Genomic DNA, 11,418 nt, shown 5'->3' with positions numbered 1-11,418 from the left:
CAGAGCATTACGCAGCCCAAAGCATCGGCCGGCGGCGCCTGGCTTCCAGGTAAGACTTTACACCTGCCGGTCCGGCAAAAATCCGCCCGCCTGCATGCTCCACAATCGATAATAAAAACCTTTTTCGGCCAATAACCTTTCATGGTTGCCGTCTTCGACAATCCGGCCCTGATCGAACACCAAAATCCGATCCAGATGGGCGATGGTCGACAGGCGATGGGCGACGGCAATCACGGTTTTCACCCCCATTACCCTGTCCAGATTTTCCTGTATGGTTTTTTCCGTCAGCGAATCCAGACTGGAGGTCGCTTCGTCCAGAATCAAAATCGGCGCATCTTTTAACAGGACTCGGGCAATGGCAATGCGTTGCCGCTGGCCGCCGGACAATTTAACCCCGCGTTCGCCGACCAAAGCCTCATAGGCATCCGGCATGGCTTCAATAAAGGCATCGGCATGCGCCAAACGAGTGGCGGCTTGGATCTCCGCATCGCTGGCCCGCAAGCGGCCGTAGGCAATGTTTTCCTTCAAACTGCGATGAAACAGACTAGGCTCCTGCGGAATCAGGCTGACTTGTCGATGCAGGGAATCCTGTGTGGTTTGCAGGATGTCCTGGCCGTCGATCAAAATTTGTCCTGACTGCGGTTCGTAATTGCGTAAAATCAGGCTGACAAAGGTCGATTTGCCGGAACCGGAATAGCCCACCAGCCCCACCCTCTGACCGGGCTCAATCGTTACACTGAGATTGTCGAACACAGGCCGGCCCGTTTCGTAGGCAAAGCAGACGTTACGGAATTCGATGCGCCCTGCCCCCACCTTTAGCGGTTGCGCATCCGGTTTATCGATAATTTCATGCGGCTTGACGATGGTCTCCACGCCGTTGGCCACGTTGCCGACGTATTCGAAAAACTCCAGAAACCGCCGAGTCAGATTGCGGGCATCGCCTATGATCAACAATGCCAGGCCGGTGCTCATGGCGAAATCGCCGACGCCGATTTCGCCGCTATTCCAGAGTTGCAAGGCATAGCCGATGGTGCCTATTTTCAGTACGGCGGCGGCGATAAATTGAAACCAGCGCACCCGCTCCATGTACCAAAAGGTGCGGCGGCCTTCGCGTACTTCGTCTTCCAGCACGCCTTCCAGGTATTCGCGTTCGTAATCCAGGCGCGCAAACAATTTAACATTCAACATGTTGGTCACGGTGTCGACAATCTTGCCGTTCACCAAGCTGCGAACCGCCGCGTAGTTTTGCGCGTAAGGCTGGCAACGGGTCGCCATCCAATAGGAACTGACCACATATAAAAACACCCAACCGGCCACGAAGCCGCCCAAACCGGTATGCACTTGCAACAACAAGACGATCGATACCATGAAGGTGATGGCGATAGGCCAAAAATCGAACAGCACCGACCAAGTGGTATGGTTGACGCTCATCGCGGTTTCGCTGACCCGATGCGCCAGACTGCCGGCAAAGTGGTTGGCAAAATAACGCGGGGAATGTTGCTGCAAATAGGCATACAGCAATTGACTGGTACGCTGGCGCAAGCGCGGCCCCATGACGATCAGCAAAGCGCCGCTGGCGCGGCTGAACAATATCTCGGCCAGGTTCAAGCCGATCAGCAGCAGTAACGGCTGCTTAAAGGCCTCCCATAACGTGGCGCCGGCGGGATGGGCAGCCACCGCATCCATTAAGGCCTTGATGGCATAAGGCACCAGAATGCCGCCGGCCGCCTGTCCGGCTTCCATCGCCATCATCAACAAAATCATGCCGCGGAACCGCCGTAAACAATACCAGATAAAACCCACGGTATGCGCGGGTAAGGCGGGTGCCGTGGCGGCTCGTTGAAAATCAGGATTTTTTGCATCCTTGGACATGAGAGACCTTTAGTTTCTATATCAAACAATATTTGTGGGCAAACACAACGCGGTTTTCAACACAACCTTTAAATAAATTACAGTTTACCCACAATTTCTGTGCATAACATTGTCGATAACTTGCGTAAATATAATTTTATACTTATAAAAACAATAACTTATTAGCCTGTAGAATTTTTAGCCAATGCTTGAAGATACCGAAAAAACTGCCTGTTTCCGACGCCCGTTAAATTCGAATACCCGTAGCGGGCTGCTACCGTTATCCCCATAATCTGTGGATAATGCTGTAGACAAGCTGAAAATTAATATTTTTTATCTAAAAATATCAAATACTTGAATTGAATTGTCTAAAATTTAACCAGTTTGTAACAAACCTTTGAGCCGGCCACTGGCAATTGAAGTTATCCATACAAAATTTCGAGAAAACCAAAATTATCCACACATTTTGTGCATAACTTTGTAGATAACTTGATTTTTTTGCGTATTAATGACGTTATTTCAGCAGCTTATGTTGGTTTGTATAGTTTTTTGACAGTTACGCCGGCAGCCGGACCGATATAGCCCTCGCGATAGGTCGGAAACAGAAATTCATAGCCCAAGGCGGCCAAACCGGCGTTACCGCAACGTTTGTTTTGGCTGGCTTCAGCGGTCAAATTCAATGCGGCGGGGGCTGGATAGGCGTATTGCAGGGCTATCCAATTCATCACCTCCCAAATCGGCGCGGGATCGTTGTCGCTGGCCAAATAGCAAGGCAATAATGGTTCGCCGGCCAACAGGTTTTTAATCACCAATAACAGTACACCAACACAGTCGTCGCAATGTATCCGATTCGTGTAACTGGGCGGCGTTTGTTGAACGGCTTCGCCTTGCGCGGCGCGGCGCAATAACCGGTCCCGGCCGGGACCGTAAATGCCGGAAAAACGCACCACGCAATGCGCGTCATCCATGGCCCATAATCGCTGCTCGGCGGCTACCAAGCATTGGGCCGTGGGCGACAGCGGCCGGGTCGGACTGTTTTCATCCACCCATTCACCGCGATCCTGGCCATAGACGCTGCTGGAAGACACCATCAACCACCTCGGCTTGGCGGCGGCGACATGCGCCAGCAGATTGTTCAAGCCTGACCGATAAAGCGCTTGATAAGCCTCCGCCTGACGGCTGCCGGGGGAAACGATGAACAAAACCAGATCGAACTCGACCGGTATTAATTGCAGGCCGCCAGCCTGGCGGATATCGGCAGTGATAATTGGAAAAGGCGCGGGTGCCGGTAACGGCCGCCGTTTGACACCGACCACCCGGTGGCCCAGACCGTGTAAGGCCAGGGCCACCCGATAGCCGATGTCGCCGCAGCCAACCACCAGAATATTGGCCATTACCGACCCGTGAAAAACCTAATGGCCTCGGCCGTCACATAGCCTGGATAACACCAATCATGCCGGCGATATAATCCAGAATTTGACCGATGAAGACATCGAAGGCATCCAGCTTGGCTTTGATCATCAGCAAAAAGGTACTATGCCGGAAATCTTCATCCAGATAAAAACTTAAACCTTTGTGAATGGTATTCAAGCCCATGAAGATCATGATCAGGGCCGCGGCCTTCAACATCAGGCCGCGCAGCTTGGCGCTCATTTTGCCGAAGGCCACGCTGATAAACAGCATCATCGGCAAGGTGCCGGCGCCGAATGCCAGCATCAAGGCGCCGCCTTCCGCCAGACTGGTGGCGCTGGTGGCTTTTACCGCCATGGCGAATGTCAACGGGCACGGCATCAAGCCATTCAAAAATCCGGCGATCATGGCCCCCAATACCGGCCCTTTCCGGCTGGCGGTGGCATAACCCTTGCGCAAAACCTGCAGCGGAATCAAACGCACCGAACCTTGAAACGGTATCCAGCCCAAAATCCCCAAGGCCAGAAAGATCACCACGCCGCCGATCAGCATTTGCAAAATGCTTTGCAATTTGCCGAACAGGCCGCTGGAAACCAGCACCACGCCCAACGCGGCCGCCAACACCCCCACCACGGCGTAGACACTGATACGGGTGAACTGGTAAGCAAAATAAGGCAGGTAGCTTTTATTTTTACCGGCCTTCATGAAATACCCCGACACCAGCGCACCGCACATGCCCAAGCAATGCCCGCTGCCCAAGAAACCCGCCACAAACGCCAACGAGTAATCGAATCCGCTGGCGGCGGCAATCTCCGCCATGCCGTGCATGACATGATCGCCATGTCCCGCTGCAACGTGAGCGGAATGATCCATGCCTTCCATCGACTGTTCCATTTATTTATTCAACCTTAACGAATTGACGATGACCGATACCGAACTCAAGGCCATTGCCGCCGAAGCGATCATGGGGTTGAGCTTGCCCATCGCGGCGACCGGAATCGCAATAGTGTTATAACCGAAAGCCCAAAACAGATTTTGCTTGATGACCCGAATCGTAAACGCGCTGAGCTCTATGGTTTCGGTAACCTTGGAAATATCGCCCTGCACCAACGTCAAGTCGGCCGATTCTATGGCGACGTCGGTGCCGCTACCGATTGCAAAGCCCACATTGGCGGCCGCCAAGGCCGGCGCATCGTTGATGCCGTCGCCTATCATGCCGACCAGAAAACCCTCGGTTTGCAATTGTTGAATGATTTGCAGCTTTTCTTCCGGCTTGGCATTGGCGACCACATCGGCTATTCCGACCCGGTCGGCTATGTAATATGCGGTTTTTTCGGTATCGCCGGTGACCATCAGGGTCTTGATGCCCAGCTCATGCAAGCGGGCAATCGATGCCGCCGCTTCCAGGCGGGGGCTATCGGCAATCGCGAAAATAGCCGCCGCTTCATCGTTAATCGCCATGTAAACCGGCGTTTTACCCTGTCCGGCGGCGCTGTCCGCCGCCAGCTCCAGTTTAGCGATATCGATATTCTGGCTGCTCAGCCAGTGCCGGTTACCCAGCAACAGCTTGTAACCGTCCACCTCGGCGCGGATACCGCGCCCGGTTTCGCTGTAAAAATAACTGCATTCATGCAGTTCAAGCGATTTTTCGCGGGCAAATTCGACAATGGCTTTACCCAGAAAATGCTCGGAGCCATACTCGGCGGAAGCGGCCAGGGTTATCAGCTTGAGTTCGTCGACCCCGGACAGATTGAATATCTCGCCGACCTTGGGTTTGCCCTCGGTAATGGTGCCGGTTTTATCGAAGACGATGGCGCTGAGTTTACTGGCCACCTCCAGACTCTCGCCGTTACGGATATACACACCCTTTTTAGCGGCTTGGCCGGTACCGACCATGATGGCGGCGGGCGTGGCCAGACCCAGTGCGCAAGGGCAGGCAATCAACAGCACGGTAATCGCATTGCCGAAGGCGAAGGAAAACGGCGCGCCGACCAACAGCCAGCCGGCGAAAGTCGCGGCGGATACCGCCATTACCGAGGGCACGAAAACGGCCGAAATTTTATCCACCTGTTTTTGAATCGGCAGCTTGGCGGCTTGGGCTTGATCGACCATGTGCACGATGCCGGCCAGCACGGTATCCATACCCACGGCGGTGGCTTCCGCATGCAATACGCCGTTGCCGTTGACGCAACCGCCTATCACGGCGTTACCGACGGTTTTGACCACCGGCATGCTTTCGCCGGTCACCATGGATTCATCCACCGTCGACAGGCCGAATATGACTTTACCGTCGGTAGGAATGCGTTCGCCGGGGCGCACCAGCATCACATCGCCGACCAGGACCTCGTCGACATCCACGACGACTTCCAGCCCGTCCCGCAACAGAGTGGCCGTTTGCGGCTGCAAATCCACCAAGCGGCGGATGGCTTCGCCGGCCTTGCCCTTGGCGCGCTCTTCCAGGAACCGGCCCAATAACACAAAGGTAATAATCGCCGCCGCCGCTTCGAAATAGACATGCCCGCGGCGGCGTATCAGCGACGGCACGCTGTAGCCGTAAGCCGACCCCACGCCCAAGGCGATCAAGGTGTCCATATTGGCCGCGCGTTGCTTGGCCAGGCGATAGGCCTTGCTGAAAAACTGGCTGCCGGCGCCGAATACCACCGGGGTCGTCAATAAAAATTGCAACCAATGCATCCAGCGCGATACTTTCATCGTCATCGCCGCGCCGACCACGGGTACGGTCAACAGCCCTGCCCATGCAAATCGACGCCGGGCCGCGTCAATCCGCTGCCGCTCCTTTTCGATCAGCCTCTTCCTTTGCGACAAGGTATCGACCAATAAAGCGCTATAACCGAGCTTTTCTATTTGCTCCACCACATCGTTTTTACTGAGCTGGCCTTGCACATTGACGGTTTGAGTGGCGAAATTGACGCTGGCGGTTTTGACGCGCTCGTCGCGGTTTAGCACCATTTCGATCAGCAGCGCGCAGGACGCGCAACTCATGCCCTCCACGGCCAGGTCTATGTCCTGCACCGGACCTTCGAAACGCTTTTTCCGGTCTTTTTTTAGCGTCGGCTTTTTTTGAGCGATATTGCCCAATACGGCATCCAGTAAAATCAACAGATTCTTTTTCGGCAGGCGGCTGCCGTCGAACTCGATAGCCACCGAGCCGATCTCGAACACCGATCTGACATCGGTGATTTCCGGCCGTTTTTTCAGCAGAATTTCAAAAATATAACCGCGCTCCGGATCGTTTTTCAGTACCGGGGTCAGAATGCGAATACGGTTTTTTAATTGATGCTGTAGTTGAAAATGTTTGAAGGCGGGCGTAGCGGAATCCATGATTTTCTCTGAACGGTGATCGAACCTGCCGGCCCGGCAAGCGGCGGGGCCGGCCCGAAAAGCTATTTAGGTTTGCGTGAACGTACCAGCAGGAAGAACAAATAAAAGGTCGCCATCCACTCGTAACGATACACCAAAGGCTTTACCAGCCATTGGGTGGTAATGCGGGTCCAATGTATTTTGATCAAATACAAAATCAAAATATCGTTCAAAAAATCGATGACGGCTTTTTCCGGATCCTTGAATAAAGCCTTGGGGCCTTGACTACTCAGCTTGCCGATCACTTTGGCGGCCTGGGCGGTTTCCTTGGCGGCGATGATTTTCTCATCCAGCCAACGGTTGATCTTGCTGGTTTTGAACTTATGTTTCAGGCCGAGGCGGGACTTTTTGGCTGTATCCGCGACAGCCTGGGGCGCAAACCAGCCCTGCTGTTCCAACGCCGCCAATTCGGCAAACAATTGCCGGGCCAAATCGATAAACCGGCAGACGCTTTCATCGTACCGGATCGATAATTTACCGGAGCGGCGAAACAAGTCCACGGACGACACGCCGGCAATGGCCGCAATTTTATCGGTAAGCAATTTTGCGACTTCCGCTCGCGCGGCGCGCGGCGGAACCTGAAAGCGAACATGGCCTTCGCCGCGGTAACGCACTACAAATTCTTTTTGAATAGCCATAACTGATAGTATGCAAAAACAAAACGGGCGAACCCGGCAAGCAGGCACGCCCGTTTCAAATTAAACGTCAGCCGGTTTAAATATCAACCAGTTCAATTAGTTCATTACTCAGGCGTTGAATTATTTATCCTCTTTTGCCTCGGCAACGATATCTTCCAGGTTTTCTTTTTGATGCAGAATAAAGTCCTTGCCTGCATCCAGCGTTTTATTAGCGCTGGCAATGATGTCTTTTCTGTATTTATATACAAAAAAACCGGCAACCATACCCAGACCGAAAACCAATACTGGGTGTTTAGCAGCTTTACTCATAAGTTTTCCCCCGGTATTGACCGTTGCAGTCGCCAATGTGCCCGCCATAACCTGCTTGCCCATGGACATACTTTTAGAATCGTGATTGTGTGCCATCGCTTAAATACCTTTTAGTGCCTGATCAATGGTTGTTGGTGTTTTCTGGTGTTTCCGATAACACTTGCTCTTCATGCAACATATGATAAATACCTTTGCAGCCTTCGCAGCAGAATTTTTTGTCGCCCTCGGTGGTTTTAAGTTCAAACCCCTCTACTTCGACATCCAAACCGCAAAGGTCGCACTGTTTATGTTTATCACTCATTATCAATATAAGCCCAACTTATCAAGAAAACCCTAGGTACTGCGGTAAGTATTATAACGTCCCGCTCATCCAAAACAACCGTAAGCAAAAATTAAACCTTACAGCGGACAAAAACAGTCAACCGATGCCATGCCGGCCATGCAAGGGTTTCGTCAAAAATAACATCCCCGTATTTTCGGGGATTGTTGCCGGCAGGAGGGGGCTTTAGCCCCGATCAAGGCGCTCATCGCGGCTAAAGCCGCTCCTACAAAGGAAATATATTCGGTAAGTTGTTTCCAACCATTCCTATGCGCGCGATCAAAAAAGGGGACGCACAATCAGCGCAATAAGCGTTGCCCGGTATCGACGACCGGTTTGATGGCGGTCGCCCGATTGGAAGCCTTCATCAAGGCGATTCTCAAGGCCCCGGTCAGGCTGGCGCTCAACCCTAAGCGCATGGCCAGCGCCGGCACCAATATCATTGAGGTTAGCGCCAACCCCGCGCCCAACATCAAGGCACCGGTGTTGATCTGTTCCGCCGTTGCCGCGTAATTCGATGCAATTAATTCTTGAGCCATTTTTCAACCTCGCAGAGAGTCCAATACATTCTCATACTTCAGCAGGATAAATGCCAAAAAACAAAGCATTGAAATCATTGCATTATTCAAAAACACGCCAGCAAAAACTTAAAAACATCAGGGATATAACAGCATTTTTTTACGCCAAATAACATAGTTTATTTTATGCTCCCATCTTGGCCCTCCTTTAAACCCCCGAGCCCTCTGAATCCGCGGCTAAATGCACCTAACCTTAAATTTGATATAGACTTAACATTTTTATTATCAAGAGCCCGCTCAGTGCGCCTGTTGCAAAAATTACTGCGTAAGCCGTCCATCGCTCCCGGCATCGCCGCCCTTAGCTTTTTTCCGCACGGTTTTGCGGTTGCCGTCAGCCGTTATAGCGATACGGAGCGCCCTCGCCTGCTGCATTGCGAATTCGTGCCGGCCAGCGCACAACAGCGCCAAGCGAAACTGGAGACTATCGTCAAGGACTATCAATTGGCGGATTATGACTGCCATATCCTGCTGTCCCAGGAACAATACCGCTCCATGAGCGTGGAAACGCCCGCCGTGCCCGCGGAGGAACTCAGGCAAGCGGTAAACTGGCGCATCGCCGATATGCTGGATTATGCAATCGATCAATCCAACATCGACTATTACCGGCTTCCCCAATCCAATCGCGCCAATACCCCCGGCATGCTGGAAGTCGTCGCGGTGCCGCTGCAACTGGCCGATGCCTTAAGCCTGTTATGCAAGGAGGCGGGCTTGAATGTCAAGGTAATAGACGTACAGGAAACGGCGTTACGCAACTTGGCGACTTTATTGCCGGAAAACCAACAAGGCGTCGCCGTCTTGCACTTACATCAAACCAGCGGAATTATCATTATTCAAAAAAACGGCTCGATTTATCTGTCGCGAAGAATCGATCACGGTTATACGCAGCTAACCGAAGGCTTACATTTCGACAGCCCGGAACAACTGCAACTGGAACAAAACAATTTGGCGCTGGAAATTCAACGCTCGCTGGATTATGTGGAACACTTTTACGACATCCCGCCCATCAGCAGCTTGGCCGTCGTCTTAATGCCGACCGACTCCCACCACATTATCAATTTTCTCAACATCAATTACGGCATCACTGCCCGGGCCATGGACCTGTCCGCCATGATAGAAGGCGATATTCTGTTAAACGATACCACCCAAAACCTCTGCGCACCCTGCATAGGCGCCAGCTTGCGCCGTTACCTGGAATTGCCGAGATGATCCAGCAAGTTAATCTGCTCGGTAAAAACGGCCGAACCGATAAACCCTTACTGAAAAACCCCTACCTGCAAATCACGGCGTTGGTGTGTTTGTCGTTACTCGGCATCAGCGCCATCGGTGCTTATCAACTGCACCAACAAAGAAACCGGCATCGGCAGCTGGAACAACGCCTACAGGCGGCCGCCGACCATTTAACGGAAACTCAGACCCGCTTTCCCCGGCAAGCTATCGACAACACGTTGCTTCAGGCGTTACAGCAAGCCCGGCAGCGCCAGCAAAACCTGTCGCAAATTCTGGAGCTATTAACGGACGACCGTTCCGATCAGGCCCTGGGATTTTCCCGCTATTTAAGCGCGCTGGCCGATCAAGCCGATCGGGAGGTGTGGCTTACCCGGATCCGGCTAGACAGCGCCAGCCGCGATATCGACCTGCAAGGCAGCACCTTCAAACCGGAACAAATCCCTGCCCTGCTGAAAAATTTGCAAACAAGCCCGGCATTCAAAGGCCGCCACTTCGCCAAATTGATCATGCGGCAAAATTCGGACAACGGTGCGCAAACGGATTTCCGGGTCAGTTCCAATTTAAAATCGGAGGCGGAAACAACCGATGCCGAATAGTACAGAACCATTCAGTCAACGTTTTGCCGCCTTGACGCTACGCGAGCAACGTCTGGTCGTCGGCACCGGATTACTTTTGCTATGGGGATGCTGGGATAGCTTTCTGTATCAACCCCAACAACAGGAACGGCAACGCTTGGCCAATGACATCAAGCAAATCGAGCAGTTGTTGAACAGCCAACAAGCCTTGGCCGTTGAATTGGAAACGGCCGGCCGACAAGACCCCAACCTGCAAAACCGGCAAAACCTGGCGGCGCTGCAACAGTCTATCGGCAACTTAAAACAACAACTCGACAGCGGCGACAAGCGCTTCGTCCCCTCGCAACGGATGGCCGCCGCGCTGCAAGACATGCTAAAACAGCACGGCGGTTTACAACTGATCGGTTTGGAAACCCAGCCGCCCAAAACATTCGGCGGCGAGGAGCAACCCGCCTGGGTTTTCCGGCATACCTTGAACCTTACCCTGCAAGGCGATTACTTCAGCACCTTGAACTATCTCAAGACCCTGGAAACCCTGCCTTGGCGCATCCATTGGGACAGTATCGATTACAAGGTCAAAAATTATCCCCTGGCGGAAACCCGCATTCAGGTATATACCCTTAGCTTCGAACAGGACTGGCTCGGTGTTTAAGTTACTCGTTCCCTTACTTGGTTTGCTGACGGCATTTGCCGCCGATGCGGAATGGCGCGATCCGACCACTCCGGGCCATTTATCGGCAACGCCTTCATCGGCAAACGTAAACGCTCCGTCATCCTTCACGCTATCCGCCATTCTGATCACCGACGGCGGCAAACGCGCCATCATCAACGGCATGACGCTAAAAGCCGGCGAATACCTGGACGACGACACCCGTTTACTGAAAATCCTGCCCGGCCATGTGCTCATCCGCCAACATGACTCGGTCAAAAAACTCGCTCTTGTACCTTCCGTGAAAAAACCGCTGAAATGACGCCCACCTATCCGAATTTTGCTCTATTTATTGCCGGTCTGTTGTTACTGTCCGCCTGTAGTCGAACCGCAAGCGTGGGCACACCCATCACCGACAAAACCTATCCGCCCGCAACCGCCGCGCCGGCCGCCGACACGCTAGCGCCGCCCGCGGCGGTAA

At 53.1% G+C, this 11,418-nt stretch carries 12 protein-coding genes; 4 read left to right on the top strand and 8 right to left on the bottom strand.

The window, feature by feature from the left end:
• Positions 1-57: 57 nt before the first annotated feature.
• The 8 genes from NP596_RS06465 to NP596_RS06430 form a co-directional block, all read right to left on the bottom strand.
• Complete coding sequence (locus NP596_RS06465) at positions 58-1,872, bottom strand: ABC transporter ATP-binding protein (protein WP_256614466.1); 1,815 nt, start codon at positions 1,870-1,872, stop codon at positions 58-60.
• Positions 1,873-2,378: 506 nt separating this feature from the next.
• On the bottom strand, positions 2,379-3,245 hold the full coding sequence (locus NP596_RS06460) for an NAD-dependent epimerase/dehydratase family protein (protein WP_256614465.1): 867 nt from the start codon (positions 3,243-3,245) through the stop codon (positions 2,379-2,381).
• Positions 3,246-3,279: 34 nt separating this feature from the next.
• Complete coding sequence (locus tag NP596_RS06455) at positions 3,280-4,155, bottom strand: sulfite exporter TauE/SafE family protein (protein WP_256614464.1); 876 nt, start codon at positions 4,153-4,155, stop codon at positions 3,280-3,282.
• Complete coding sequence (locus NP596_RS06450) at positions 4,156-6,603, bottom strand: heavy metal translocating P-type ATPase (protein WP_256614463.1); 2,448 nt, start codon at positions 6,601-6,603, stop codon at positions 4,156-4,158.
• Positions 6,604-6,665: 62 nt separating this feature from the next.
• Positions 6,666-7,280: a hypothetical protein gene (locus tag NP596_RS06445; protein WP_256614462.1), complete on the bottom strand. Its 615-nt coding sequence runs from the start codon at positions 7,278-7,280 to the stop codon at positions 6,666-6,668.
• A 120-nt stretch (positions 7,281-7,400) separates the two neighbouring features.
• Complete coding sequence (locus NP596_RS06440; protein WP_256614461.1) at positions 7,401-7,685, bottom strand: hypothetical protein; 285 nt, start codon at positions 7,683-7,685, stop codon at positions 7,401-7,403.
• 25 nt (positions 7,686-7,710) lie between these two features.
• A complete protein-coding gene (locus NP596_RS06435; RefSeq protein WP_256614460.1) occupies positions 7,711-7,890 on the bottom strand; it encodes a heavy metal translocating P-type ATPase metal-binding domain-containing protein in 180 nt (59 codons plus the stop codon).
• 317 nt (positions 7,891-8,207) lie between these two features.
• Positions 8,208-8,447: a hypothetical protein gene (locus tag NP596_RS06430; protein WP_256614459.1), complete on the bottom strand. Its 240-nt coding sequence runs from the start codon at positions 8,445-8,447 to the stop codon at positions 8,208-8,210.
• Positions 8,448-8,726: 279 nt separating this feature from the next.
• On the opposite strand from NP596_RS06430, the gene pilM reads away from it, so the two are divergent.
• From pilM to NP596_RS06410, 4 genes are read left to right on the top strand one after another with little or no spacing between them, the layout of a single operon-like run.
• A complete protein-coding gene (gene pilM / locus NP596_RS06425) occupies positions 8,727-9,692 on the top strand; it encodes a pilus assembly protein PilM (protein ID WP_256614458.1) in 966 nt (321 codons plus the stop codon).
• Complete coding sequence (locus NP596_RS06420; RefSeq protein WP_256614457.1) at positions 9,689-10,309, top strand: PilN domain-containing protein; 621 nt, start codon at positions 9,689-9,691, stop codon at positions 10,307-10,309. The genes pilM and NP596_RS06420 overlap by 4 nt, the downstream gene beginning before the upstream one ends.
• Positions 10,299-10,940, top strand: coding sequence for a hypothetical protein (locus tag NP596_RS06415; RefSeq protein WP_256614455.1), 642 nt, complete (start codon positions 10,299-10,301; stop codon positions 10,938-10,940). Before NP596_RS06420 ends, NP596_RS06415 begins: the two co-directional genes overlap by 11 nt.
• The gene (locus NP596_RS06410) at positions 10,933-11,259 is read left to right on the top strand and encodes a hypothetical protein (RefSeq protein WP_256614453.1); all 327 of its coding nucleotides are present in this window, start codon (positions 10,933-10,935) and stop codon (positions 11,257-11,259) included. Before NP596_RS06415 ends, NP596_RS06410 begins: the two co-directional genes overlap by 8 nt.
• Positions 11,260-11,418 lie beyond the last annotated feature (159 nt).

Source organism: Methylomonas rivi, assembly GCF_024505165.1.
GTDB lineage: Bacteria > Pseudomonadota > Gammaproteobacteria > Methylococcales > Methylomonadaceae > Methylomonas > Methylomonas rivi.
The sequence above is the reverse complement of the archived record's forward strand: the minus strand, read 5'-3'. Positions and strand labels throughout refer to the sequence as shown.